General features: G+C 69.5%; 22 protein-coding genes. 11 read left to right on the forward strand and 11 right to left on the reverse strand.

Annotated elements, in window-relative coordinates; genetic code table 11:
• Positions 1-93 precede the first annotated feature (93 nt).
• Entirely contained in the window at positions 94-507 is a 414-nt protein-coding gene (locus ACQEXA_RS27385) for a pyridoxamine 5'-phosphate oxidase family protein (RefSeq protein WP_432930519.1), read from the forward strand.
• Between the two features lie 134 nt (positions 508-641).
• On the opposite strand, the gene ACQEXA_RS27390 is transcribed toward ACQEXA_RS27385, so the two are convergent.
• Positions 642-938, reverse strand: a complete 297-nt coding sequence (locus tag ACQEXA_RS27390; RefSeq protein WP_432939359.1) for a (2Fe-2S)-binding protein — start codon at positions 936-938, stop codon at positions 642-644.
• 40 nt (positions 939-978) lie between these two features.
• Positions 979-1176 (reverse strand): hypothetical protein, encoded by a 198-nt coding sequence (locus ACQEXA_RS27395; RefSeq protein WP_359395609.1) that lies wholly within the window; start codon positions 1174-1176, stop codon positions 979-981.
• A gap of 104 nt (positions 1177-1280) precedes the next feature.
• On the opposite strand from ACQEXA_RS27395, the gene ACQEXA_RS27400 reads away from it, so the two are divergent.
• A complete protein-coding gene (locus ACQEXA_RS27400) occupies positions 1281-2312 on the forward strand; it encodes a helix-turn-helix transcriptional regulator (protein WP_432930517.1) in 1032 nt (343 codons plus the stop codon).
• Between the two features lie 391 nt (positions 2313-2703).
• On the opposite strand, the gene ACQEXA_RS27405 is transcribed toward ACQEXA_RS27400, so the two are convergent.
• The 8 genes from ACQEXA_RS27405 to ACQEXA_RS27440 form a co-directional block, all read right to left on the reverse strand.
• Entirely contained in the window at positions 2704-3741 is a 1038-nt protein-coding gene (locus tag ACQEXA_RS27405) for a LuxR C-terminal-related transcriptional regulator (RefSeq protein ID WP_432930515.1), read from the reverse strand.
• A gap of 488 nt (positions 3742-4229) precedes the next feature.
• A complete protein-coding gene (locus tag ACQEXA_RS27410) occupies positions 4230-5372 on the reverse strand; it encodes a sugar ABC transporter substrate-binding protein (protein ID WP_433131350.1) in 1143 nt (380 codons plus the stop codon).
• Positions 5373-5936: 564 nt separating this feature from the next.
• Entirely contained in the window at positions 5937-6389 is a 453-nt protein-coding gene (locus ACQEXA_RS27415; protein WP_432930511.1) for a heat shock protein transcriptional repressor HspR, read from the reverse strand.
• Positions 6390-6393: 4 nt separating this feature from the next.
• Positions 6394-7563 carry a molecular chaperone DnaJ gene (gene dnaJ, locus ACQEXA_RS27420; RefSeq protein WP_359409227.1) on the reverse strand — a complete coding sequence of 390 codons (1170 nt, stop codon included), beginning with the start codon at positions 7561-7563 and terminating at the stop codon, positions 6394-6396.
• 39 nt (positions 7564-7602) lie between these two features.
• A complete protein-coding gene (grpE, locus tag ACQEXA_RS27425) occupies positions 7603-8262 on the reverse strand; it encodes a nucleotide exchange factor GrpE (RefSeq protein WP_432930508.1) in 660 nt (219 codons plus the stop codon).
• Positions 8259-10106 carry a molecular chaperone DnaK gene (gene dnaK / locus ACQEXA_RS27430; protein WP_359409223.1) on the reverse strand — a complete coding sequence of 616 codons (1848 nt, stop codon included), beginning with the start codon at positions 10104-10106 and terminating at the stop codon, positions 8259-8261. Before dnaK ends, grpE begins: the two co-directional genes overlap by 4 nt.
• A 211-nt stretch (positions 10107-10317) precedes the next feature.
• The gene (locus ACQEXA_RS27435) at positions 10318-11019 is read right to left on the reverse strand and encodes a low molecular weight phosphatase family protein (RefSeq protein WP_433131352.1); all 702 of its coding nucleotides are present in this window, start codon (positions 11017-11019) and stop codon (positions 10318-10320) included.
• On the reverse strand, positions 11016-12485 hold the full coding sequence (locus ACQEXA_RS27440) for a polysaccharide biosynthesis tyrosine autokinase (RefSeq protein WP_433131354.1): 1470 nt from the start codon (positions 12483-12485) through the stop codon (positions 11016-11018). The genes ACQEXA_RS27435 and ACQEXA_RS27440 overlap by 4 nt, the downstream gene beginning before the upstream one ends.
• A 343-nt stretch (positions 12486-12828) precedes the next feature.
• On the opposite strand from ACQEXA_RS27440, the gene ACQEXA_RS27445 reads away from it, so the two are divergent.
• The 6 genes from ACQEXA_RS27445 to ACQEXA_RS27470 all read left to right on the forward strand — a co-directional run bounded on the left by ACQEXA_RS27445 (position 12829) and on the right by ACQEXA_RS27470 (position 21099).
• Positions 12829-13458 (forward strand): LPXTG cell wall anchor domain-containing protein, encoded by a 630-nt coding sequence (locus ACQEXA_RS27445; protein WP_432930501.1) that lies wholly within the window; start codon positions 12829-12831, stop codon positions 13456-13458.
• A gap of 10 nt (positions 13459-13468) precedes the next feature.
• Positions 13469-15346 (forward strand): DUF4012 domain-containing protein, encoded by a 1878-nt coding sequence (locus ACQEXA_RS27450; protein ID WP_432930499.1) that lies wholly within the window; start codon positions 13469-13471, stop codon positions 15344-15346.
• Positions 15339-16220, forward strand: a complete 882-nt coding sequence (locus ACQEXA_RS27455) for a glutaminyl-peptide cyclotransferase (protein WP_432930497.1) — start codon at positions 15339-15341, stop codon at positions 16218-16220. The genes ACQEXA_RS27450 and ACQEXA_RS27455 overlap by 8 nt, the downstream gene beginning before the upstream one ends.
• 206 nt (positions 16221-16426) lie before the next feature.
• Positions 16427-18694, forward strand: coding sequence for a (Fe-S)-binding protein (locus ACQEXA_RS27460; protein ID WP_432930495.1), 2268 nt, complete (start codon positions 16427-16429; stop codon positions 18692-18694).
• 315 nt (positions 18695-19009) lie between these two features.
• Positions 19010-20164, forward strand: a complete 1155-nt coding sequence (locus ACQEXA_RS27465) for a glycosyltransferase (RefSeq protein WP_432930493.1) — start codon at positions 19010-19012, stop codon at positions 20162-20164.
• Positions 20161-21099 carry an NAD-dependent epimerase/dehydratase family protein gene (locus ACQEXA_RS27470; RefSeq protein ID WP_432930491.1) on the forward strand — a complete coding sequence of 313 codons (939 nt, stop codon included), beginning with the start codon at positions 20161-20163 and terminating at the stop codon, positions 21097-21099. Before ACQEXA_RS27465 ends, ACQEXA_RS27470 begins: the two co-directional genes overlap by 4 nt.
• 228 nt (positions 21100-21327) lie before the next feature.
• Here ACQEXA_RS27470 and ACQEXA_RS27475 read toward each other — a convergent pair whose 3' ends face one another.
• Positions 21328-22608 carry a nucleotide sugar dehydrogenase gene (locus ACQEXA_RS27475; protein ID WP_433131356.1) on the reverse strand — a complete coding sequence of 427 codons (1281 nt, stop codon included), beginning with the start codon at positions 22606-22608 and terminating at the stop codon, positions 21328-21330.
• 262 nt (positions 22609-22870) lie between these two features.
• Between ACQEXA_RS27475 and ACQEXA_RS27480 the strand changes: the two genes are divergently transcribed.
• The 3 genes from ACQEXA_RS27480 (at position 22871) to ACQEXA_RS27490 (ending at position 26522) form a co-directional block, all read left to right on the forward strand.
• A complete protein-coding gene (locus ACQEXA_RS27480; protein ID WP_433131358.1) occupies positions 22871-23941 on the forward strand; it encodes an NAD-dependent epimerase/dehydratase family protein in 1071 nt (356 codons plus the stop codon).
• Positions 23942-23946: 5 nt separating this feature from the next.
• Positions 23947-25146, forward strand: a complete 1200-nt coding sequence (locus ACQEXA_RS27485; RefSeq protein WP_432930483.1) for an MraY family glycosyltransferase — start codon at positions 23947-23949, stop codon at positions 25144-25146.
• Positions 25147-25343: 197 nt separating this feature from the next.
• Positions 25344-26522 carry a glycosyltransferase gene (locus ACQEXA_RS27490; RefSeq protein WP_433131360.1) on the forward strand — a complete coding sequence of 393 codons (1179 nt, stop codon included), beginning with the start codon at positions 25344-25346 and terminating at the stop codon, positions 26520-26522.
• Positions 26523-26588: the final 66 nt, after the last annotated feature.

The following is a 26588-nucleotide window of genomic DNA, read 5'->3' on the forward strand; positions in this document are numbered from 1 at the left end:
AGGTCTTCCAGTGTGACTGAAGCAACCTGCACAAAGTTGAGTCTATTCCACTCAAGGCGGTGAACGGGAGGGACACCCACTAAGTTCCGAACCATGGCCACGTACTCCGTAGACCCGGGCGCGCCCGGCACCTCGTACCTCAGGTTCTGGCGGGAGCGGCACCTGTGCACGCTGACCACCCTGCGCCCGGACGGCAGCCCGCACGTCGTTCCGGTCGGAGTGACCTACGACCCCGAGGCGGGGCTGGCGCGGGTGATCACCAACAAGGCGAGCGCGAAGGTGGGGCACGTGGCGGCCGCGGGCCCGGACGGGGCGCAGGTCGCGGTCTGCCAGGTGGACGGACGGCGCTGGGCGACGCTGGAGGGCCGCGCCCGGATCTCGGCGGACCCGGAGCGGATCGCCGACGCGGAGCGGCGCTACGCCGAGCGCTACGGACGGGTGCCGTCGCCCAACCCTTCACGAGTGGTGATCGAGATCACCCTGACCCGGGCGTCGGGGCGCGGCTGATTCCGGCCATCTATGGCTTCGGTGGATATCCGGAGATGTCCCGGAAAACTGCAGCGGCGTCACCGTGTTCAGGTCACGGTGACGCCGCTGCGGGGGGAAGCACCTGAGCGATCTGTTACGACGGGGGAATCGCGTCAGGCACTGCGGGGGGTGGCTGAGATGGCCCTCACTTCCGGAGTGTCCGGCTCGGCCAGCCGGTGGTCACCCCGGTCGAGGTTCACAAAGATCATTCCGTACCGTATGGCACACCGCACCGGCTGTGGCGCCCCCCGAGGCCGCCGCAGAAGACGGTATGCCCGCACGTCCTCTTCATCGTCCCGGGTGACGACCACAGGTTCTCCGAACACCGTCACCATCAACGAGTCGCCACTGTGGGGAATCGCTGTGACCAGGTCGATGAAGTGCCAGCCGGAACGGTAGGCGGTGGCCATTTCCCGCCGGAACGAGCGGTCGTCGGGAGGATTGGTCACGTCAGCCCCTCACACGGCCGTCCGCGGGCATCACGGGCCAGCTGGTGTCGTTGACGTGTGCAGTGGACTTGACCACCGCCGGCCAGCTGGTGTCAGCTCGACTGTCACCCTTCTCGCCGGTGAGGCCGCTCAGCGCGCCCAAGGCCACAACGGCGGTGAAGGCGACGGCAAGCACCGAGCGAAGCATTTTCTTACCCATAGTCGGCCTCGTCCTCACGTGAAGGTCCCCTCTTCCCCCGTCCGGTACGACGATGGCTCATTCGGGCACATGGTGGCCACATAATCGATGCATCATGTTCCTGCATGTTCAGGACCCTGGGGGGTGGAGATTTGGCAACGAATCGGACTGAAGTTGCACATCCCCATCCAGTGACCGAGATGTGCGAGGAAGGGGGTCGCCTCTACGCGATTGCCCTCCGCACGGGACGGATCGCCCGCGCCGAGGTGGAGCCGGCTCCCTGCCTCATGGAGTTCGCGCTTCTCCACCCCGACCCCGACGACTCGGACTGGCTGCGCCCCGTCCCCGCGTCGGTGGCCCTGGCTCAGCGTCTCAATCCCATAGAGCGCGAGATCAGTGACCGCCGACGGCAGTCGATCGAACTCGCCGACGCGTTCCAGCCGTTCATGGCCCTGAGCGCGCACAGGGGCTCCGCCGGCGACTCCCTCACCGTCCTGGAGGGCGGCGAACGCATCAACGCGGCGCTCAACCTGGCCACTTCACAGTGCCAGACCGAGGTGCTCACGATCCAGCCCAGCGACCGCTACACCGAACGCAGCCTGCTGCGCGGGCTGGAACGCGACCGGCCGCTGGTCGACCGCGGGGTGCGGATCCGGACCCTGTACCAGCACACGGCCAGGCACAACCCGGAGAAGCTGGCGTACGTCGCCCAGCTGGCCGCCGGCAAGGTGGAGTACCGCACCATCGACGAACTGGTCGAACGCCTCATCATCTGCGACGAGACCGTGGCCTTCATCCCCACCCGGGACGACCAGCAGGTCGCGCTGGAGCTGCGGCAGCCGGGACTCGTCCGCTATCTGATCAAGGTGTTCGAGTTCATGTGGGACCGGGCGGTCCCGCTGAGTGCGGGCGCCCCCTACGAAACCGCCGCCGGCGGCATCACGAACATCCAGCACTCCATCGCGAAACTCCTCGTGGAGGGCCACGTCGACGAGGCCATCGCCCGCCGGCTGGGCATGAACGTGCGCACCTGCCGCGCTCACATAGCCAAGCTGGCCACAGTCCTGGGCAGCGGCAGCAGGGCCCAACTCGGCTACCTCATAGCGCAGTCGGGGATCCTGAGCCGGGACGAACCGGGCGACGACCGGGCGCAGTGACGCGGCCGCGCCCGCGCGACGGATCGCGGGGCCGCCAGGGCCGAACCACACCGATCCGGGGGGCCGACGCGGAATCGGGAGCCCGCGGCTCCGGCTCCGGCCCTGAGCCATGGATGTCGAAGTCGCTGCCGAGCGTGGCCGGTTCGGCCTTGGCGGCCGCACGGGGCACAACGCCTCGACCAGAGAGCGCAGTGCGGCCTTGCCATCACCCAACGCCTCGAACCAGGACGGGCAGATCGGCCTCACGGCGGTGTCGATACGGCACTACGACGCAACTCGGTCGGCCACGCGCCCCCGTGGGTCACTCTGCTTCTCGAGTCACCCTGGGGATCCCCGCAAGGAGGCATCGCCGCCGCAGTCGGCAGCGGGCGCCCGGCGCACCCCGTATCGCTCACAGATCGGCCGGGGATCCCGGAACGGCGGGAGCGGTGGCCGGGAGCAGCTCCGTCGCGCGCACGGGGCCGTCCAGGCCCGCCTGGGCGATACGGACCCCGAGCTGCGTCCGGCTTGCCGCTCCCAGGGTCTCCGAGAGCCGGGCGATGTGCGCGCGGCAGGTACGGACACTGATGCCCAGGCGCTCGGCGACCACGGCGTCCTGGTGGCCCTCCGCGAGCAGCGCCGCGATCGAGCGCTCCCGGTGGGTGATGCCGTCGATGCCCGTCTCGGGGAGCGGCGAGGTGAGCGGGATCGCGAGGCGCCACAGGCGCTCGAAGACGGTCATCAGGTAGTCGACCAGCGCCGGATGGCGCAGTTCGAGCGCGATCGTGCGGTCCGCGTTCGCCGGGATGAAGGCGACCTTGCGGTCGAAGAGGATCAGGCGCTCGGGCACCTCGTCGAGGGTGCGCGCCTCGGCCGCGTCACCCATCAGCTCCATGTAGTTGTGCAGGCCCTGGCCGTGCCGGGCGACATGCGTGTACAGGTCGCGCATGCGCACGCCCCTGCGGCGCATCTCCATGGCCCGGTGCAGGCCCTCGGAGAGCTCGTCCTCGCGGCGGATACCGCCCGGCTGCACCGTCAGCACCTCGGACGCGCACTGCTCCGTCGCCTCGTCCATGGCGGCGCGGATCCGCGACAGCCCGTCCAGGACCCTGATCGCCACGCCCTCCCCGGGACCCTGTTCGCGGCCGCCGAGCCCTCCGTACCACTCGACCGCGGCCACCGCGGTCCCGAGCCGCGCCTGACTCGCGCCGACCTCCTCGTACACGCCGCGCAGCAGCCGGGTCATGACCTCCTGCGGGGAGGTCGGCACCAGCCAGTCCATGTCGTCGGGGTCCGGGTGCAGCAGCGCGAGTTCCAGCAGGCAGGGCACCGGCTCGGCGTCCGCGCGGGGCAACCGGCCCCGGCGTACGGCCCGGGAGTACACGCGGTTGCCGGCCCCGCAGAGCCGGTCAGCGCCGTGCGGATGCGTCTCCGTCCCATCCCCGGCCATCTTCCACCCCTGGCTCCGACTCCTGGCTCCGGCGTCCTGAGCTGCTCAGCTCACCAGCGACGTCCTCGCGCGCGTCCGGACACGGCCGTTTGCACCGTGTCCGAACGCCTTCGCAGCGCAACTATGCGCGGAGCCGCCCGCCTCCGCAACACAGGTCCCTCACCGGAGCACCCAGGAATGACCTGATGTATCCCTGATCATCCGGGCCTCAGGAACTTTCACTGCAGCAAGCTGACGGAGTCGCGGCAGGCGCCGCGGCGCACGATCGTGTGCGCTTCCGGAAACCACCGGGAAATCGGCGCGCCGAGTGAGGCACTCGGCGTCCGGGCATGGCAGACATGTTCGACGTTCACACGTTGACCGACGCGTGGTGGGTGGCCGAAGGGACGGCGGGAGGACCGCCGGCAGCGGCGGTGGAGTTCACCCGGGCGATGTGAGAACGCCCGGACCGCCGGTGGACGGGCGCCGTCGCCCGCCCACCGCGTGGGTCACTTGATGCCGTTGGCGTCGCAGTACGTCTTGTACTTGGGGGTGCAGATCTCCTGGACGGTGTAGATGCTGTCCTGGAGCACCGTGTCCTTGATGTTGCCCTTGGTGAGCGCGACCACCGGCACCAGCATCGACGGGATCTGCTTCTGCGTCGGGCTGTCGACCTTGTCGCGGGTCAGCGCGTCGAACTCGATCGAGCGGCCCTGGACCTTGGACACCGCCATCTCCGCGGCGTTGTTGGCCTCTTCGGGGTACGACTTGTACACACTCATGTACTGCTCGCCCGAAAGGATCCGCTGCACCGCGTCCAGCGCCGCGTCCTGTCCGGTCACCGGCGGGATCTTGGTGGCGCCGGCCTCCTTCAGCGCGTCGATGATGGCGCCCGCCATGCCGTCGTTCGCGGAGTAGACACCGGTGATGTTGCTCAGCCCGATGGCCCGGATCGCCGCCTGCATGTTCGCCTTGGCGTTCTCCGGCTTCCAGTCCTTGGTGTCGAACTCCCCCGCCTTGGGGATCTTCACCTTGTCCTTGAGCTCGCTCAGCGCACCCGCCTTGAACTGCGCGGCGTTCGGGTCGGTGGGCGAGCCGTTCATCATGACGATCGTGCTGCTGGAGGCGTTGGAGCCCAACTTGTCGACGAGGGCGCGCCCCTGCACCTGGCCGACCAGCTCGTTGTCGAAGGAGATGTACGCGTCGATCGGGCCCTGCGCGAGCCGGTCGTAGGCGATGACCGGAATGCCCGCGTCCTTCGCCTTCTGCACACCGGGAGCGATGGCCTTGGCGTCCACCGCGTCCACCAGGAGCACGTCCACCTTGTCGGCGATCATCTGGTCGAGCTGCTGGTTCTGCTTGGCCGCGTCCGCGTCGGCGTTCTCGTAGACGACCTTGCCCTTGTCGTCGGTAAGGGAACGGACCTGCTTCTCGATGATGGGGTAGTCGAACTTGTCGTACCGGGGGTTCTCCTTCTCGGGCAGAAGGAGACCCACTGTGATGTCGTTGCCCTTCTTGGGGCTCGCGGAGCTGCTGCCCCCGCCGACTCCGTCGATGACGCCGCATGCGGCGAGCGAGATGGCCGACGCCGCGGCGGCCAGAGCTATCGCGGTACGACGCACAGCGGTCCTACGGGTGGTACGAGCGTTCACATCAGAAGCCTTCCGGGCGTGGGAGCAGCGTTGCGACCCAGGTGGCTGAAAGCCAACGCGGGGACGGTATGCAACGTCAAGAACTACCGGTTAACGAGATGGCAACAGCACTCGGGTGGAAGTCAAGTGAAGACCAAGGCATAACGGTGCGAGGACGGTTCCCAAACCTCCGTGTGATGAAGATTTCGCCCGCCACCTGCGGGGATCCGGAAACCGACGAACCGTCAACTTGTTGACCACGGAGTGTGGTTCACCACCTCACTGCAAACGTGATCTACCTCACGTTCCGTCGGCCGAGTCACCGCCTGCCGCAGTCGCCGTGCGCCAGGAGGAGTCGAACCGCGCATCCTCCGGGCCGCATGCGGCAGTTCGCCATCAACGGCACGTTTCCGGGCATATCGAAGAAGACGGACCACTGCCGCGCGATCGAAACGGAAGCCGGGAAGGCCGTGAGGACCTCGGCCTACGGCATCCGGGACCGGCTCCTGGCTCCGGCTTCTGGCCCTTGCCGCACGCGAAGGGGCGGCACCGGAAGAGTTCCGGTGCCGCCCCTTCGGTATGACCTCAGTCGGTCTGCTGCTGCCGCTTGGGCCGCCACACCACCAGCGCGCTGGTCTGCTGCACCTCCTGGTACGGCACCAGGTCACGGCGGTACGAGGCGTGTACCGCGGCCTCGCGCTGGCGCATCGTCGCCGCCGCGCCGTCCAGCGCGGACTGGAGCTCGGCGACGCGGGCCTGGAGCGCGATGACCTGGTTCTCCAGTTCGATGATGCGCTTGATGCCGGCCAGGTTGATGCCCTCGTCCTGCGACAACTGCTGCACCTGACGGAGCAGTTCGATGTCGCGGGCCGAGTAGCGCCGGCCCCGGCCGGCCGTGCGGCCGGGGGACACGAGTCCCAGGCGGTCGTACTGGCGCAGCGTCTGCGGGTGCAGTCCGGAGAGCTGGGCCGCCACCGAGATGACGTAGACCGGGCTGTCCTCGGTCAGTTCGTACGGGTTGCGTCGACGGCCGTCCATCTCGTCATGCTCCCTTCGCCGCCTGGAACAGCTCCGCCCGCGGATCCTCGCCCGCGGTCGCCTCGCGATACGCCTCAAGCGCGTCACGAGCTTTCCCCGACAGGTCCTTCGGGACACTCACCTCGACGGTGACCAGCAGATCGCCGCGGGTGCCGTCCTTGCGGACCGCGCCCTTGCCACGGGCACGCATGGTGCGCCCGTTGGGCGTGCCCGGGGGCAGCTTCAGCGTCACCGGGGGCCCGCCGAGGGTGGGCACCCGGATGTCGGCGCCGAGCGCCGCCTCCGCGAACGTCACGGGCACGGTCACCGTCAGGTTGTCGCCCTTGCGGCCGAAGACGGGGTGCGCGTCCACGTGCACGACGACGTACAGATCGCCGGCCGGGCCGCCCCGCTCGCCGGGACCGCCCTTGCCGCGCAGCCGGATGCGCTGCCCGTCCGTGACGCCCGCCGGGATGCGGACCTGCATCGTCCGGGACGACTTCGCCCGGCCGCTGCCCTTGCACTCCAGGCAGGGGTGCTCGGCGATGAGTCCGCGGCCCTTGCAGTCCGGGCAGGGGTCGGTCAGCGAGAAGCCGCCGCCGGAGCCGCGCGCCACCTGGCCGGTGCCGACGCAGGTCGGGCACACACGCGGTGTGCCGTTCTTGTCGCCGGTTCCCGAACAGGCCTTGCACGGCGCCTGCGAGGACATGCGCAGCGGTACCGTCGCGCCGTCCACCGCCTCCATGAAGCTCAGCGTGACCTCGGACTCGATGTCCTGGCCGCGCCTCGGCTGCGTACGCGTGCCCGCGCCGCCGCCGCGGTTGAACAGGCCCCCGAAGACGTCACCGATGCCGCCGCCGAAATTCCCTCCGCCGGCGCTCCCCTGGCCGCCGAAGAGGTCGCCGAGGTCGAAGTTGAACGAGCCACCCGCTCCGGGACCGGGGCGGAAGCCGCCGTTCCCGAAGAGGGTGCGGGCCTCGTCGTACTCCTTGCGCTTCTTGGGGTCGCCGAGGACGTCGTTCGCCTCGGAGATCTCCTTGAAACGTTCCTCCGCCTTGGCGTTGCCCTTGTTGGCGTCCGGGTGGAACTCGCGGGCGAGCTTCCGGTACGCCTTCTTGATCTCGGCCTCAGTGGCGTCCTTGGGGACGCCGAGGACCTTGTAGTAGTCCTTCTCGATGAAGTCCTTGGTGCTCATCCCCGACGTCCCTCCTTCCCTACGCCGCATGGGTGTACGTCAGCCCTCGTCCGGGCCACCGCTCTCCTTGTCGTCGCCCGCCTCGCCCGTCTCCCCGGCCTTGACCGTCTGCGCCCCCGGCTGCGGCTCGGCGACGGCCACCCGCGCGGGGCGGATGGTGCGCTCGCCGAAGCGATACCCGGGCTGCAGAATCGCCACGCACGTCGTCTCCGTGACGTCCGGCGCGTACGAGTGCATCAGGGCCTCGTGGATCGTCGGGTCGAAGGGCTCGCCCTCCTTGCCGAACTGCTGCAGACCCATCTTCGCCGCGACGGTCTCCAGCGACTCGGCGACGGACTTGAATCCGCCGACGAGCTCGCCGTGGTCCCGCGCGCGGCCGATGTCGTCGAGCACCGGCAGGAGCTCGGTCAGGAGGTTCGCGATCGCGATCTCCTTGACCGTGATCCGGTCGCGCTCGACGCGGCGACGGTAGTTCTGGTATTCGGCCTGGAGGCGCTGGAGGTCCAGGGTGCGCTCGTTGAGCGCAGTGCGCACCTGGTCCAGCTGTGCCATCAGACCGGCGGTCTGTGTGTTCGCGTCCCCTGCCGGGGCCGCCGCCTCCTTCGGAGAGGAAGAGGCGGCCTGCGGCTCGGCGTCATCAGGGGTGGCGCCGGAGGGGACGTCGGGCTTCTCCTCGAAGCCCGGGGTCTCCTCCGTCACGCGGCACCGTCCTTACGGTCCTCGTCGACGATCTCGGCGTCGACGACATCGTCGTCGGCCTTCGCCTGGCCGGCACCGGCGTCACCGGCACCGCCCGCGGCCTGCGCGGCCTGGGCGTCGGCGTACATGGCCTGGCCGAGCTTCTGGGAGACGGCCGCGACCTTCTCCGTGGCGCTGCGGATCTCGGCCGTGTCCTCGCCCTTGAGCGTCTCCTTCAGCTCGGCGACGGCGGCCTCGACCTCGGTCTTGATCTCGCCCGGGACCTTGTCCTCGTTGTCCTTGAGGAACTTCTCCGTCTGGTAGACGAGCTGCTCGCCCTGGTTGCGGGTCTCGGCGGCCTCGCGGCGGCGGTGGTCCTCCTCCGCGTACTGCTCGGCCTCCTGGCGCATCCGGTCGACCTCGTCCTTCGGCAGCGAGGAGCCGCCGGTGACGGTCATCTTCTGCTCCTTGCCGGTGCCGAGGTCCTTCGCCGTGACGTGCATGATGCCGTTGGCGTCGATGTCGAAGGACACCTCGATCTGCGGGACACCGCGCGGGGCCGGCGGCAGACCGGTCAGCTCGAACATGCCGAGCTTCTTGTTGTACGCCGCGATCTCACGCTCGCCCTGGTAGACCTGGATCTGCACGGACGGCTGGTTGTCCTCGGCCGTGGTGAAGATCTCGGACCGCTTGGTCGGGATCGTGGTGTTGCGCTCGATGAGCTTGGTCATGATGCCGCCCTTGGTCTCGATACCGAGGGACAGCGGGGTGACGTCGAGGAGCAGGACATCCTTGACCTCGCCCTTGAGGACACCGGCCTGGAGCGAGGCGCCGATGGCGACGACCTCGTCCGGGTTCACGCCCTTGTTGGCCTCCTTGCCGCCGGTCAGCTCCTTGACGAGCTCGGCGACGGCGGGCATACGGGTGGAGCCACCCACGAGGACGACGTGGTCGATCTCACCGATGGAGATGCCGGCGTCCTTGATGACGTTGTGGAACGGCGTCTTGCAGCGCTCGAGCAGGTCGGCCGTCAGCTGCTGGAACTGAGCCCGGGTGAGCTTCTCGTCCAGGTGCAGCGGGCCCTCGGCGGACGCGGTGATGTACGGCAGGTTGATCGAGGTCTCGGTGGACGAGGACAGCTCGATCTTGGCCTTCTCCGCAGCCTCACGCAGGCGCTGGAGGGCCATCTTGTCCTTGCCGAGGTCGACGCCGTGGCCGGCGGCGAACTGCTTGACCAGGTAGTCGACGACGCGCTGGTCCCAGTCGTCACCACCGAGGTGGTTGTCACCGTTGGTGGCCTTCACCTCGACGACGCCGTCACCGATCTCCAGGAGGGACACGTCGAAGGTGCCGCCACCGAGGTCGAAGACGAGGATGGTCTGGTCGTCCTTGTCGAGGCCGTAGGCGAGGGCGGCCGCGGTCGGCTCGTTGACGATGCGCAGGACGTTGAGGCCCGCGATCTCACCGGCCTCCTTGGTGGCCTGCCGCTCGGAGTCGTTGAAGTAGGCCGGGACGGTGATGACCGCGTCGGTCACCTTCTCGCCCAGGTAGGCCTCCGCGTCCCGCTTCAGCTTCTGCAGGATGAACGCGGAGATCTGCTGCGGGTTGAAGTCCTTGCCGTCGAGCTGGATCTTCCAGTCCGTGCCCATGTGACGCTTCACGGAGCGGATGGTCCGGTCCACGTTGGTGACCGCCTGACGCTTGGCCACCTCTCCGACGAGCACCTCACCGTTCTTGGCGAAGGCGACGACGGACGGCGTGGTCCTGGCACCCTCGGCGTTGGTGATGACGGTGGGCTCGCCGCCTTCCAGAACGCTGACGACGGAGTTAGTCGTGCCCAGGTCGATGCCGACCGCACGTGCCATTTCGATTCCTCCAGCTGACTTGAGTGGAACAGGCTCAAGGATGCACGAGGGATCGGTGCGGCGTCAACAGACCTGAGTCGAGCAGACTCAACTTTGGTCCGGGGCCGCTCGGCAACCAGGGAAACACCCTGCGTGGCAGCCCTCCGGGGACCACGCCAGGGGCCCGGACACCGCGACCAGCAGGACCGCCGCACGCACCGGACCCGCGCCCTCAAGCGCTCGCGCCACCGCTGCCCAGCAGCAGGGCCAGCCGGCTCACCGCCCGGTCGATCTCGCGGGCGCAGTCGTACAGCACGTCGTGCGGCTGCGCCCAGGGGTCGGGGACGTCGTCCTCGGCGGCGGCGACCGGGGCGGTGGCACCTCTGCGGGCGGCCACGACTGCCACCACTCCATCGAAACCACCCGCAACCCCGAGGTCTTCCCCGTCCATCATCCCGCCGGACACCGCCCACCGCCCCGCACCGCCCGCAGCACTGCCAGCCGCCGTGCGCAGGCCGTCCACGGCACCCGTGGCGACGGAGTCGTCCACGGCGACCGCGGCGTCCCGGGCCCGCGCGCCGTCCACTCCCCCGGCGGCGAGACGGACGAACTCCTTCAGCGTGAAGCAGCGGCGCATCGCCGACGGCGCGAGCCGCACGGCCGCCTCCCGGTGCTCGCGCGCGAGCCCGAGCACCAGAGCCGCCTCAGCGACGAGTTGCGCGGTGAGCGGGCGGGCCGAGAACCCGGATCCGTCCCCGCCCAGCCTCTCCAGCACGGCCCTCGTGGAGTTCTCCATACCGGGCCGGGGCCGCGCCTCGGTGCCCGCGCTCTCCGGCCGCACGGCCGACCCGGGCGGGAGCCGCGCGGCCAGCAACCGCTCGGCGAACACCGAGCGGTGCACGTTGCCCGTGCAGACGAACAGGACCCGGGTCATTTCTCACCCGTGCGCCGCGTCGCCGCGGGCGCGACGGCCTCCTCCCCGGGGGCAGACGCACGAGGTGCGGGCAGCTCGCCGTACCGCCCGTAGGCGCCGTAGCGGCCGTAGCCGTAGCGCCCCCCCTTGGGAACAGGCGCCATGCTGAAAACCGTGCCGAGGACGCGGACACCCACGCGCTCCAGCGACTGGGCGGCGGTGCGCACCTGGTCCCGGCTGGTCTTGGCCGCGCGGACGACGAGCAACGCACCTTGAGCGAGCGAGGCGAGGCCGACGGTGTCGGCGACCGGCAGCAGCGGCGCGGTGTCGACGATCACGACCTCGTAGGTGCCGGCCAGCTCGCGCAGCACCTCCTCCATGCGTGCCGAGGCCAGCAGTTCCGTGGGGTTCGGCGGTACGGCGCCGGCGGCGAGCACGGAGAGCCGGCCGGCCTGCTGCATCACCTCCTCGATACGGGCCTGCCCGATGAGCACCGTGGTCAGACCGGCGTCCTGGACGAGGCCGAAGGCCGGGGCCACACACGGCCGGCGCAGGTCGCCGTCGACCAGACAGGTGGACACGCCCGCCTCGGCGAGCGACAGCGCGAGGTTCACGGCGGTGTTGGTCTTGCCCTCGCCCGGCATGGAACTCGTCACCACGATGATCCGGGGCGGGTCGTCGACCTGTGAGAACTGCAGGTTGGTGCGCAGCTTGCGGAAGGCCTCGGCGCGCCTCGAGTGCGCGTCCACCGTGACGAGCGGCCGCTTGGGGGCGTTCCTGTCGTACGGGATCGTGCCGAGGCCGGGCAGTGCGGTGAACTCGCCGAGCGCCTCGCTCGCCTTGAACGTGGTGTCGAGCGTCTCGCGCAGGGCGACGATCCCGGCACCGAGCAGCAGGCCGCCGAGCACGCCCGCGGCCAGGTTCACCATGGGCCGCGGCGAGACCGGAACGGTGGGGGCCACGGCCTCCTGGGTGATGCCCAGGGAGACGGGGGAAGTGCCCGCAGCGGTGCGGCTCCTGACGGGCCGTTCGGAGGTCACCGCACGCTTGGGCGTCTCCAGCCGCTCGACGACCGCACTGAATCGCGTCGCCACGGCGTTGGCGATGCGCGCCGCCCGCCGGGGAGCGGTGTCCCGCACGGTGATGTCGATGAGCACGGTGTTGAGCGGGGCGACGGCCGTGATCCGGGACGCGAGCTCCTCGGGCGTGGTGCGCAGCCGCAGCTTCTGCACGACGAACTCCGTCACCTGACGGGTCGTCACGATCGCGGCGTACGACTGCACTCGCGCCTGCGAGAAGCTCTGCCCCTGGTTGAGCTGGGTGGTGTCCTCGCCGGTGCGGGTCGCGACGAAGAGCTGGGTCCTGGCCTCATAGACCGGGGTGCTCAAGGCCGTTGCGGCGATCGCCGCCCCGATTGCGAGAACCAGACAGACCGTGACGGTCGGCCAGCGTCTGGCAAGGGCCTTCAGGAAACCGTGGAGATCCAAACTGCACCCATCATAGAACTGACGAAATCAGTTGAAATGCCGTCTTACTTCCCGTTTCGCACCGCCGACGATAGGGACTCATCCACAGCGAAGGGGGGAGCCACCCCCGCACGGGCCCGTCGAACGCCCCTGTCGACGCACATCGCCGCGTCACCCCGTCGGCGCGACCGCTTGGGCCATCGAGAAGCGAGCGCTACCCCATCCGGTCACTCCTGAGCGACGCCCCGTCAGCCGATGTAGATATGTCCCATTTATTCGATGTATCTAGATCTTGATGACGGCCGACGCGCAGCCGCCTGGCCCGGACTGAAGTCGAGAAGAGCGAAGAAGGAGAGTGAAGAAAATGACGACATCGCCCAGATGGCGGGTCGCGTTGGCATCGGCAGCATCGGTTGCCATGCTCATCGCCGCACCGCTGGCAGGGGCGCAGGCCGCTCACGCGCAGCCGTACCCGCCGTCCTCGGCCCTGGGCCTCGACCTCACCACGATGGCGCGGGGACAGCAGCTGCACTTCCACACCGCCGCGGGACTGTTCCGTTTCCGGCAGAGGGTCCTGGCGATCCTGGAGTCGACGCCGATCATCCTTGGCCGGTTCCATGCCCACCACGACGGATCCGTGTCCGGGACCGTGACCATCCCGAGGAGGGCCCCGGCCGGCTGGCACGTCTTCCGGCTCGCCGCGGACCATCCCGACATCAGCCTGGGCGCCACCATCTACGTCCTGGGCGGGACGGCGACCACCCCCCCGGGCGGGCACAACGCAACCGGCGGAGGACGCAACGGGTCCCAGGGACGCGGCGCGACCGGCGGCACGGTGAGCTACCGGCACCAGAACCAGCACGTGAACCAGAACCGCAGCAGCCTCGCAGCGACGGGCGACGACCAGGCCCTGGCACTCGGCGGCACCGCGGCGGCACTGCTCCTGGCGGGTGGTGGCACGCTCCTGGCCGTGCGTCGCCGCCACGGCTCATGACGGACAGTCGATGACGGAGCAAGACATCCGTATGGCGGAAGCACGGCGTCCCGGCACCGGCCGGGACGCCGTCGCCATGCCCGGATCCGGCGGTTCCGGCGACCGGGCACCACACCGCCCTCGAGCACTCAGGATTGTTCTGCTGACCGCTGCGCTGATCCCGCTGGCCTGCGCCGTCTGGATCGGCATCACCGGACTGTTCGCCCGCCAGGAACTCCTCGCCGCCCAGCGGGACCTCGACGCGCTGCGGCACTCGCTGTCGCCCAGAGCCGCCTCCGGCGCGGCGACCGCGTCCCCCTCACAACGGCTGCGGCTGGTGCAGTCCGCCGCCGTCCACGCGGCTCGGGCGCGCCGTCTCACCTCCGGACCGGCCTGGGACGCGGCCGCCGAGGTCCCCTACTTCGGCAGCCCGGTCACCAGCATGAGTGGTACCGCCCATGCGGTGGACCGGCTGACCCGCAGGGTGCTGACCCCGCTGATCGGTGTCCTTCCGGCGTCCGCCCCGGGCGGAAGCGGCGGCGGGATGGCCCAGGCCGTGGCGGCGCTGCAGCTGTACACGCCGTACCTCGCCCGGGCCGCGGACGTCACCGCCGGGGTGCGGGCTCAGGTGGACGCCCTGCCCCACTCCACCTGGCTGCCCGAGGCCGACCGGGCCCGTGCCGATCTGAAACAGCAGCTCGACCATCTCGCCCCCGTGATGACCGACGTCTCCCTGGCCGCCCGTGTCCTGCCGCCCATGCTCGGCATGCAAGGGGAGAGACGTTACTTCCTCGCGTTCCAGAACCCGGCCGAGGCACGCGGCACCGGAGGTCTTCCGGGCGCCTTCGCCGTGCTGCGGGCCGACCGGGGCCGGCTGTCGTTCGAACGGTTCGGCAGCACCGAGATGGCCAAGGTGAAGTCGGCCGTCGACCTCGGATCGGAATTCAAGACCCAGTACCGGGCCAGCAACCCCACCAAGGTGTGGGCCAACTCCAACATGAGCCCGCACTTCCCCTACGCGGCCCGCATCTGGGCAGCGGCTTGGCAGAAACACACCGGCGAAGACGTGGACGGGGCGATCGCCGTCGACCCGGTGGTGCTGAGCCGCCTCCTGCGGGTCACCGGCCCGGTCCGCATGGCCGACGGCACCAAGCTCACCGCCGACAACGTGGTGGACCTCACCGAGAGGTCCGGCTACGCGGAGTACCACGACGTCATCAAGCGCAGGGACTTCTTCGTCGACGCGGCCCGTGTCGCTGCCGGCGGGGTGCTGGGGGCGCTCGACGACGCACGCCGGCTGCCCGCGCTGCTCGTCGCCGTGGACGACGTCCAGCGGGACGGACGGCTGAAGGTGTGGAGCGCCCACGAGGAAGAGCAGAGCCTCATCCAGTCCCGCCCTCTGGCGGGGACGCTCCCGGAAACCGCCGGCCCCTTCGCCGGACTGGTGGTGAACAACAAGGCCGGCGGCAAGCTGGACTACTACCTCGACCGGAGCCTGGTCTGGGAAGCGGGCGGCTGCGCCGCCGGCGGCCGTCCGGTGACGGTGACCGTGACCCTGGCCAACCGGGCGCCGACCGCAGGTTTGCCCACCTCCGTCACGATGAGGTCCGACTACCCGCTCTACCGCACCCGGCCCGGGGACAACCGGCTCCTGGTCTCCTACTACGCCGGGGTCGGAGCCACCTTGAGCAGTGCCACCCTGGACGGCCGGCCCGCGCTGCTCGCGCCGGGCATCGAGCGCGGCCACTCGGTCTTCACACTGGACCTGGAGCTGCCGGCCGGCTCGCAGCGCACCCTCGTGCTCCACTTGCGGGAGCCGAGCGCCGAGGGCACCCCCACCCTGCTGCGGCAGCCGCTGGCGACACCGCTGCGGGCCACGCTGAAGCCGGGAGTCGGCTGCTATGTCTGAGCGCGTACGCCGTGCGACGGCCGAGCGCGTGCGCCCCGGGGCGGCGCGGCCTGTGCGCTGCGCCGCGGCAGCCGTGCTCGCCTCCGTGCTGCTGCTCGCGTTCCGTCCCGCGGGGGACCGCACCCCCGGCGTCGCGGCGGACCCGGCTGTCAGTGGGCGGCGGGCCTCCGCCCACCGGGTCGAGCGATTGCGGGTCAAGGTGCTCGAGGTCCTGCCGCACGACCGGCGCGCGTTCACCGAGGGCCTGGAGATGGCCGGCGGCACCCTCTACGAGGGCACCGGTCTGGCGGGCGGGTCCTCGGTGCAGGCAGGCCCTCCCGGCAAACCGCCCAAGGCCCGGGTGAAGCTGCCCTCCCCCTTGTTCGGGGAGGGGATCACCGTGCTGGGCCGGACCCTGTGGCAGCTCACCTGGCGTGACGGGATCGCCATCGAGCGGGACGCCACGACGCTCAGGGAGCTGCGCCGCGTCCCGTATCCGGACGAGGGCTGGGGCATCTGCCTCCAGCGGGGGACACAGCGGCTGATCACCAGCGACGGCTCGGCGCGCCTGACGTTCCGCAGCCCTGTCAGGCTCGCGAGGACGGGCGGCGTCACGGTGACGGAGTCGGGGCGGCCGGTCACCGAGCTGAACGAGCTGGAGTGCGTCGGCTCCACCGTGTACGCGAATGTGCTGCCCACCGACCGGATCGTGCGCATCGATCCCGCCACCGGCGCGGTGACGGCGACCATCGACGCCTCGGGCCTGATGTCCGGTGAGGATCTCGCCCCCGGGGCCGTACTGAACGGCATCGCGGCCGTCCCCGGAACGGATCAGTTCCTCATCACCGGGAAGTTCTGGCCCAGAATGTTCCGTGTCGAGTTCGTTCCGGCCTGATCCCGCGGACGGGCCGGACCAGCGGCCGAGCCGGGACCGGCGCCGGCCCCACAGCGACGCAGATCACCGCTTGCGCCACTACAGTGCGGCGGGATAAGTGGGTAGTCTCAGACGGACTGCATAAGTTACCGCTTAGTAATCGCATCTTCGGAGTACACGGACGTACAACGGAGGTGACCCCCCTCGCAGGCCCGAGGAGCCCCCAAATGCAACTCGCCGCGATCATCGTGTCGCTGGTCCTGGCTGTGGTCGGCGTGGCGTTGTTCGCCCGAGCCATCGGCCAGATCTACCGCTTCGTGCGGCTCGGACAGAACGTGCCCGCCGGCACCCGCACCAACGACCCCAAGCAGCGCACCGTCACCGTGGTCAAGGAGTTCCTCGGCCACACCCGTATGAACCGCTGGGGCATCGTCGGCGTCGCGCACTGGTTCGTGGCGGTGGGCTTCTTCACCCTGGTCCTGACCCTGGTCAACGCCTTCGGCCAGCTCTTCCAGGCCGACTGGTACATCCCCGTCATCGGCGACTGGCCGCCGTACGAGGTCTTCACCGAGCTCGTGGGCCTGCTCACCACGCTCGGCATCCTGACGCTCATCGCGATCCGCCAGCTGTCGCGCCCGGGCCGCCCGGGCCGCAAGTCCCGCTTCGCGGGCTCCAACACCGGGCAGGCGTACTTCGTCGAGGCCGTCATCCTCATCATCGGCCTGGCGATCCTCACGCTGCGCGGCCTGGAGGGTGCCCTCCACCACGTGACGGGCTACGAGGCGTCGTACCTGATCTCGTACCCGCTGGTCGCGGCCTTCAAGGGCCTGAGCGTGGGCACGCTGCAGAACGTGGTCTACCTGGTCGCAATGATCAAGATCGCGACGTCCTTCATCTGGATGATCACCGTCTCGCTGAAGACGGACATGGGCGTGGCCTGGCACCGCTTCCTCGCCTTCCCCAACATCTGGTTCAAGCGGGAGAGCGACGGCGGTACGGCCCTCGGCGCCCTCCAGCCGATGACGAGCGGCGGCAAGCCGATCGACTTCACCGACCCGGGCGAGGACGACGTCTTCGGCGTCTCCCAGGTCGAGCAGTTCTCCTGGAAGGGTCTGCTGGACTTCTCCACCTGCACCGAGTGCGGCCGCTGCCAGTCGCAGTGCCCGGCCTGGAACACGGGCAAGCCGCTCTCCCCCAAGCTCCTGATCATGTCCCTGAGGGACCACGCCCACGCCAAGGCTCCGTACCTGCTGGCCGGCGGCGGCAAGACCATGGAGGGCGAGGAGAAGGCGTCCGCCGAGCAGCTCAAGGACGTTCCGGCCGCCGCCCTCGCCGAGGCCGAGCGCCCGCTGATCGGCACCGCCGAGGAGAACGGCGTCATCGACCCGGACGTGCTGTGGTCCTGCACCACCTGCGGTGCGTGCGTGGAGCAGTGCCCGGTGGACATCGAGCACGTCGACCACATCGTCGACATGCGCCGCTACCAGGTCATGATCGAGTCCTCGTTCCCGTCCGAGGCGGGCACGATGCTCAAGAACCTGGAGAAGAAGGGCAACCCCTGGGGCCTGGCCAAGAAGCAGCGCCTGGAGTGGACCAAGGAGGTCGACTTCGAGGTGCCGGTCGTGGGCCAGGACATCGAGGACCTGTCCGAGGTCGAGTACCTGTACTGGGTCGGCTGCGCGGGCGCCCTCGAGGACCGCGCCAAGAAGACCACGAAGGCGTTCGCCGAACTCCTCCACATCGCGGGCGTCAAGTTCGCGATCATGGGCGGCGACGAGAAGTGCACCGGTGACTCCGCCCGCCGCCTCGGCAACGAGCCCCTGTTCCAGGAGCTCGGCATGGAGAACGTGGCCGCGTTGAACATGGCCTTCGGTGAGGACGACGAGGACCCGGCGACGAAGAAGCCGCGGTCGGCCAAGAAGATCGTCGCGACCTGCCCCCACTGCCTCAACACGATCGGCAACGAGTACCCGCAGATCGGCGGCGACTACGAGGTCGTCCACCACACCCAGCTGCTCCAGCACCTGGTGGACGAGGGCAAGCTGATCCCGGTCACCCCGGTCGAGGGCATCATCACCTACCACGACCCGTGCTACCTGGGCCGCCACAACAAGATCTACACGCCGCCGCGCGAGATCATCGGCAAGGTCCCGGGCCTGCGCAACGAGGAGATGCACCGCCACAAGGAGCGCGGCTTCTGCTGCGGCGCCGGCGGCGCCCGGATGTGGATGGAGGAGCGCATCGGCAAGCGCATCAACAACGAGCGCGTGGACGAGGCCCTCTCCCTGAACCCGGACATCGTCTCCACAGCCTGCCCGTTCTGCCTGGTCATGCTGACCGACTCGGTCAACGGCAAGAAGAACGAGGGCAAGGCCAAGGAGTCCATCCAGGTCGTGGACGTGGCCCAGCTGCTGCTGGACTCCGTCAGGACGCCGGTCGACCCGGCGGGCGAGGCGGAGACGGAGAGCGAGCCGGAGCCGCAGCCGGTGAAGTAGCCGGTGCTCGAACAACGGCCGAGGGGCCGAGGTCGCGTACTGCGACCTCGGCCCCTCGGCCGTTCACGGCCAGCGCCGCTGCACCGGGCTCCACCAGGGCTCTTCGGCGACGTCCGCAGGTCTGTAGGCCGTAGGTGTGCTCTTCTCCCGGTGGGCGGTACGCCGCCCACGCCGCTCTGTCCTGTGCTGCCAGCATGACTGCCTGTCGTGATCATGAATCGCTGCCGCCTCAGCGGTCGGCCAGGAACGCGGTGAAGCTGAATGGTGTCTGCCCGGCGTGACACAGCCGGCCCCGATGGCTCCCGTATCCGGGTGATGAGGGTCATCGCCAGGATGAACGTGGGTGGTCCGGCCCTCCAGGTCTCCACCCTGATGCGCGGCCTCGACGACGAGTTCTTCGACCATCGGCTGTACGCCGGTTTCGTGGGCCCGGACGAGGCCGACTACGTCGATCAACGGGCGCCCGATGTGCAGGTGTGCCGGGTGCCCACCCTGGGACGGGCCGTGCGGCCCACCGACGACCTGCGCGCACTGGCCGCACTGACCGCCGCCATGCGCCGGTTCCGCCCGCACATCGTGCACACGCACACCGCCAAGGCCGGAACCCTGGGACGTGCGGCGGCCGTGCTCGCGCGGGTGCCGGCACGCGTGCACACGTACCACGGCCACCTTCTGCACGGCTATTTCTCACCGGCGAAGACCCGGCTGCTGGTGCAGGCCGAGCGGGGCCTGGCGACCGTCACCGACCGGCTGGTGGCAGTGGGGCGCACCGTCCGCGACGACCTCCTGGCCGCCGGCATCGGCGAGCCCCGGCAGTACGCCGTGGTGCCGCCCGGCACCACCCCGGCCGTGCCTTCCCCGCGCCCGGAGGCACGCAGGCAGCTCGGCCTGCCGGCGGACGGCCCCGTCGTGGCCTACGTCGGGCGGGTGACGAGGGTCAAGCGGCCCGACCGGTTCCTGTCGGTGGCCCGGGAGGTGCGTCGCGCCGTGCCGGACGCCCGGTTCCTGGTGTGCGGTGGCGGAGACCTGCAGAGCGAGCTGGAAACGGCCGCCGACCTGCGCGAGTCGCTCCACCTGCTGGGCTGGCGCGCCGACGTCGAGACCGTGTACGCGGCCGCGGACCTGGTGCTGCTGACGTCGGACAACGAGGGCATGCCGGTCAGTCTCATCGAGGCGGGCCTGGCCGGTGTGCCGACCGTGGCGACGAACGTGGGCAGCGTGTCGGAGGTGGTGCAGGACGGGCAGACCGGCCTGCTGGCTCCCCCCGACGCCCAGGAACTCACCCGTCACGCCATCAGGCTGCTCAACGACGACGGGCTCCGTTCGCGCATGGGGCAGCAGGCCCGCGCGTGGACGGCGCGGAAGTTCGGGACGGAGCGCCTGGTCCAGGACACCCATGACCTCTATGCCTCCATCGCTGTGGAACGCGGCTGGTGGCCCTCAGCCCTACCGAAAGGTGTCAACCGTTGAACGTCGTAGTGACCGGCGGCGCCGGGTTCATCGGAGCGAACCTCTGCCGCGAGCTTGCCTCCCGCCCCTCCGTCGGCAAGGTCGTCGCCCTGGACGACCTGAGCACCGGTTCGGCGGCCAATCTGGCAGGCACGGACGTGGAGTTGGTCGATGGCAGCATCCTCGACCAGGCCCTGCTCGAAGACGTGGTGGACAGCGCCGACGCCGTGGTCCACCTGGCCGCCCGGCCGTCCGTGCCGCGCTCCCTGGCGGATCCGTTCGCCACCCATGACGTCAACGCCACCGGCACCGTGCGCGTGCTCGAAGCGTGCCGCCGCCGTCACACCCACCTCGTCGCCGCGTCGTCGTCCTCGGTGTACGGCTCGGTCACCGACCTGCCCAAGCACGAGGACCTGCCGACCCGTCCGCTCAGCCCGTACGCCGCCAGCAAACTCGCGACCGAGTCCTATGTGCTCTCCTACGGACCGGCCTTCGGTCTGCCGGCGCTCGTGTTCCGCTTCTTCAACGTCTACGGCCCGCTGCAGCCCGCCGGACACGCGTACGCAGCGGTCGTTCCGTCGTTCATCGATGCGGCGCTGCGCGGTCACCCGCTCACGGTCTTCGGGGACGGCCACCAGACCCGCGACTTCACCTACGTGGGAACGGTCGTCCGGGTGCTCGCCGACGCCGTCCTGCGGAAGGTCACCTGCGCGAGCCCCGTCAACCTGGCCTTCGGTACCCGGGTCAGCGTCCTGGAACTGGCCCATCACCTCGCCAAGGCAATGGAGTTGGCAGTGGAGATCCGCCACGAGGCACCGCGCCCCGGTGATGTGCGGGACTCGCAGGCCGACGACGGGGTGCTCCGCGGTCTCTTCGCGGGTCTCCAGGCGGTTCCCCTGGAGCAGGGTCTGGCCGAGACCGTCCGGTGGTTCCGCTCCCTGCCCGCGTACGCGTGACAGCGGCAGGGGCAGAAGCGGCCACTGGGCGCCGCGCAACAGGCTGAGGAAACGGGTCGCGGTCCTTGATCGCGGCCCGTTTCGCGGTCTGGACCGCGATGTTCGCCGCGGTGCGCGCGCCGCGGCGAACCGCGGTACGTGAGCAGCAGAAAAGCGACCGGGGCCCGCCACGGCCGCGCAGCCGGCACATGGCGGGCACCGGCCGGCTCGGACCGGGGCAGCCCCCCGTCAGAGGATCTCGACCCTCTCTCCCCGGCATCGGTTGCGGGTGTCGAGCACGTATGCCCCGGCACGCTCGACGAGCGCGTAGTCGAAGGCGTCGTGGTCGGTCGCCACAAGGACCACGTCGGCCGCCCGGATCTCCGCCTCGTTGAATTCCACCCGTGTGATGTCCAGGGGAACGAGATACGCGTCGGTGTGCGGCTCGGACACCACCAGCCGGGCACCGAGGGCGAGCAGCGACCGGGCGAGGACGAGCGCCGGCGACTCACGGATGTCACCGGTGTTCTTCTTGTAGGCGAGGCCGAGTTGGAGTACCCGCGACCCCTTGACCGATTTGCCGCGTTCGTTCAGCCCGCGGGTGATCCGCCGGACGACGTGGTCGGGCATGTGGTCGTTGATCTCGTTGGCCAGCGAGATGAACCGGAGATCCCGCTTCAGCAACCTCTTGACCTGCCAGGACAGATAGGAGGGATCCACCGGCAGACAGTGCCCGCCCACGCCCGGGCCGGGCCTGAACGGCATGAAGCCGAACGGCTTGGTGCTGGCGGCGTCCACGGCCTCCCAGATGTCGGCACCCAACTGCCGTGACACCATGGCCATTTCGTTGACCAGCGCGATGTTGACATGACGGTAGGTGTTCTCGAGCAGCTTGGTCAGCTCGGCGGTCCGGCAGGAACTCACGGACACGGTGCGCTCCACGATGTCGCCGTAGAAACGCTCGACGCGGCTCAGCGACGCGGCGTCGATTCCGGAGATCACCTTGGGGGTGTTCTCCAGGTGCCAGTCGGGATTGCCGGGGTCGATGCGCTCGGGGCTGTAGCCCAGGTGGAAGTGGTCGCCCGCCGTCAGCCCGCTGCCCGCCTCCAGCAGCGGACGCAGCAGGCTCTCGGTCGTCCCGGGATACGTGGTGGACTCCAGGACCACGGTGGCGCCGGGGGTGAGGTGCGGGGCGACGCTCCGTCCGGCACACTCCACGAAGCTCAGGTCCGGTACGCCCTCACGCAGCGGCGTCGGAACGGTGATGACGCACACGTCGAAACCGTCGATGTACTTGTACTCGGTCGTGGCGTGGAAACGGCCGCTGTCGGCGGCGGCCACGAGACGTGCGTCGTCGACGCCTTCGATGTAGGAGTCGCAAGCACCCAGGCGCTTCACACGCAATTCGTCCGTGTCCACGCCGACGACCGAATAGCCCACTTCGACGGCCCGCACCGCCAGGGGAAGGCCTACGTAGCCCAGGCCCACCACAATCAGCTTGCCCTTGTCGACATCACTTCTCTGACGCACGGTCACCACTCCGTTGCTGTAGAGGAATCGGCATACGCCGGCCTTCATTCACGCATGTATGACGGCCCTTTCGAGGTCCTGTGCAATGTGTCCGCCCCGCGTCACCCTGTTTCCGTAACGAAACAGACGCGCCGAAGGGACCGACGTTCACCTGGGAGGTTTCAACTTCCGCTATTCATCGCATATGTGAACGTCGGCTCGGCGATCGATCGAGCTGTGTCGGACCCCAGTCTCCACCCCCGAAACCGGAGTGAAGCCGCACATGGATCGCAGTTCGAAGTACCTGGTCACGGGTGGAGCCGGCTTCATCGGCTCCCATCTCGTGGACGCATTGCTAGCCAACGGACACAACGTGGTGGTCCTCGACGACCTCACCACCGGGCGGCAGGAGAACCTCGCCAAGGCCCAGAACAACCCGCGTTTCCGGTTCTTCCGCGGATCGGTCCTTGACGCGCCGTTCGTCGACGAACTCGTGGAGGAAAGCGATGCGGTCATCCATCTGGCCGCCGCCGTCGGGGTCAAACTGATCGTCGAGCACCCGCTGAAGTCGTTCGTCACGAACACAAAAGGCACCGAGAACGTCATCGAGTCGGCGCAGCGGCACGAGCGCAGGATTCTGATCGCCAGCACCTCGGAAATCTACGGAAAGAATTCGTCCGGACCGCTCAACGAGACCTCCGACCGCATCCTGGGAAGTCCGTCCGTGGCCCGGTGGTCGTACAGCACGGCCAAGGCGGTGGACGAGATCATGGCCGTCCTTTACCACCGGGAGCGCGGACTGCGGTCGACGGTCGTCCGGTTCTTCAACACCGTGGGGCCCCGCCAGAGCCCGGCGTACGGGATGGTCATCCCGCGGTTCGCCCGGCAGGCGGTGCACGGGGAGCCCCTCACCATCCATGCGGACGGCCGTCAGAGGCGCTGCTTCCTGCACGTCCACGACGCCGTCGCGGCACTGCTGCTCCTGCTGGAGCACCCGGGGGCGGAGGGAGAGACCTTCAACATCGGCGCGGACGACGAGATCAGCATCCGCGAGCTGGCCGACCGGATCATCGCTCAGGCCGAAAGCGTCTCCCGGCTGGAGCACCTGTCGTACGCCGACGCGTACGGCCCGGGCTTCGAGGACATGGAACGACGCGTCCCCGACACCGGGAAGCTCCGTGCCCTGACGGGCTGGCAGCCCCGGCGCACCCTCGCCGACGTCCTCGCGGATGCGATCGCGGACGCCCGGGCCGATTGGCGCGGCGGCCGGCCGCTGCGGGTGCCGAGCACCCCGGAGCAACGTCTCCCGCTGACCTGCGGGCCCGTTGCCGAGACCGCTCTGGCAGGACGGTGACAGGCATGAGCACAGCGCTCGCGACGACGGGCGCGGGCCTCGCGGCCCTGCTGCTCGGCCTGCTGCTGACGGAGCCCCTGAGACGATTCGCCCTGCGTCATGGGATCACCGACCGTCCCAGCGCCCGCAAGGCGCACGCCTCGCCGACGCCCTACCTCGGTGGTGTCGCCATCGCGACCGCCACTCTGGCGGCGACCGCGGTCGCCGCACTCGCCACCGACGTCTTCGACCCGGTTCTCGGGGCCCTGCTCGGCGGTTCCGCGCTCATGTGCGTCCTCGGACTCGTCGACGATCTGCGCCAGCTCAGCCCACGGCTCCGGCTGTGCGTCGAGACGTCGGCCGCCGCGGTGGTCGTACTGGCAGGGGGGCATCCCACCATCCTCGGCGGCAGGATCGACGTGGTGCTCGCCGTCGTATGGATCGTCTTCGTGACCAACGCGTTCAATCTGCTCGACAACATGGACGGTGCGGCGTCGTCAGTGGGCGTCGTCATCGGCGGATTCCTCTGCCTGGCCGCCCTGGCCGACGGCTCGGTCGGCCAGGGCGTGGTGATGGCGGCCCTTGCCGGGTCCTGCCTCGGCTTCCTCTTTCACAACAGGCATCCGGCACGGATCTTTCTGGGCGACGCCGGCTCGCTCTTCCTCGGCTTCACGCTGGCCTCCGCGATGATGGTGGTGCACGACGACGTCGAGGGCCTTTCCGGGCCCGCCGTCCTTCTGCTCACCACCCTCGTCCCGACCTTGGACACCACCCTGGTGATGGTGTCGCGCTATCGGGAGTCGAGGCCCCTGCTGCAGGGTGGCACGGACCATGTCGCCCACCGGCTTCGGCGCATGGGCTTGACGGTACGTCAGGTCGTGCGATTCCTCAGCGCGTTCGCGGTTGCGGGCTGCTTGTCGGCGACACTGGTGGCGCACGGGTGGCTCCCTCCCGGAGTCGCGCTCGTCATCGCCTGTCTGGTGGGTGCCGGGGCGGTGCGGTTGCTGCTCAACGTCCCTGCCACGGCACCGGCTTCACCGAGCTTCACCGGACAGGCCGGGACGTCGACGGGCGGACTCGTACACGGCCCACGGCCGTTGAGATCCGGTGGCGCATTCGCGCGCCGTCACCGACTGCTCCGGCCGACAGCGGTGCCGCATTCGCGAGGAGCCCGGGAGGCAACCACGCTGTCCCGGACCGCCGGCACTCCGGCCGCACCGCAGTGATGCCGAGTGCCGGAAGTGTAGGGATCACGGCACGTCGGCTTGGCCCCGCCTTGCGCGGATACCAAGCCGACGTGCCGTGATAAACCGATCCCGCTCTGACACGCGGACGTACGGCCATCAAAAGCTACGGCTCCGATCAATATGCGGCATAGACTATGTCAAAAGATCCACGATTCACGGAAAAAGGGGTGTGCCGCATGCCATTGACTGACGAAACACCAGCGCCCCTGGCTCCGGCCGCTCGGAACACAGAGCTGGTGCAACACCCCGGTCAGATCTGCCTGTTGATCGGGCAACTCGGTCTCGGGGGTGCCGAGAAACAACTCGTGCTGCTCGCTCGGGGGCTGAGCGCCCGTGGTATTCGCACCCACTTGGCCGTCATGTTCGAGAAAGGGGCGCGGGAGCAGGAACTTCGGGATTCCGGTGTCTCCGTGGTGGAACTCGGCTTCCGTTGCCAGGGCCTCGAGTCACTCGCCGGTGACATCCGTGCCTTCGCCCGCTTCGTGGCCTTCTTGCGCAAAGAAAGGCCGGGGGTTCTCCAAGCCTTTCTGTTCCATTCCTACGTCATGGCCGCGCCTGCCGCACGGCTTGCACGCGTTCCGGTGCTGATCGCAGGCCGGCGGAGTCTCGGCTTCTTCAAGAGGGGCAACCGTTTGGCGCTCGCGGTGGAGCGGGTCGCCACCCGCTGGACGGACTTCCTGGTGGCCAACGCGACCGCGATCGCCGACGAGGTCCGCCGTGACGAGAGGGTGCCGTCGGCCAAGATCTCCGTCATTCCCAATGGGATGGAGCCGAACGAATTCGAGTCCGCCGAACCCGCCGATGTCGACACCGCACTGCCCGTGGTGCTGTGCGTCGCCAACTTCGCCACGCACAAAGGGCACCGGTACCTCCTGGAGGCCTGTGGGATGCTCCAGCGCTCCGGAAGACCCTGCACCCTCGTCCTCATCGGGGACGGTGCCGAGCGCCCCGAGCTTCAGCGGCTGACCGACCGGCTGGGCCTCGACGTCCGCTTCCTCGGGGCCCGTACCGACGTGGCCCGCTTCCTGGCCCGGGCCGACGCGGTCGTCCTGCCGTCCCTGTACGAGGGCTCGAGCAATGCCGTGATGGAGGCCATGGCAGCCGGCCGTCCGCTGGTCGCCACGGCGGTCGGCGGCACCCCGGAACTCCTCGAGGGACGCGGAGTCCTGGTCCCGCCTGCCGACGCGGCGGCCATCGCCGAGGGACTCGACCAGGTGCTCGGCGACCCGGAAGCCGCCGCCGACCTGGGGCGGAAGGCGCGTGAGTGGGCCATGGCCAACCTCACGGCCGACGTCATGGTGGACCGGTACATCACTCTCTACCAGCAGCTGCTGGGGTCACGCCGCACTGCATAGCGGACGTTGCCGGCCGGCCCGGGGAGCCGGCGTGGTCCGACCGTCTTCCGACCGGCCCCCACCGGA

The organism is Streptomyces sp. CA-106110 (assembly GCF_050936285.1).
Taxonomy (GTDB): domain Bacteria; phylum Actinomycetota; class Actinomycetes; order Streptomycetales; family Streptomycetaceae; genus Streptomyces.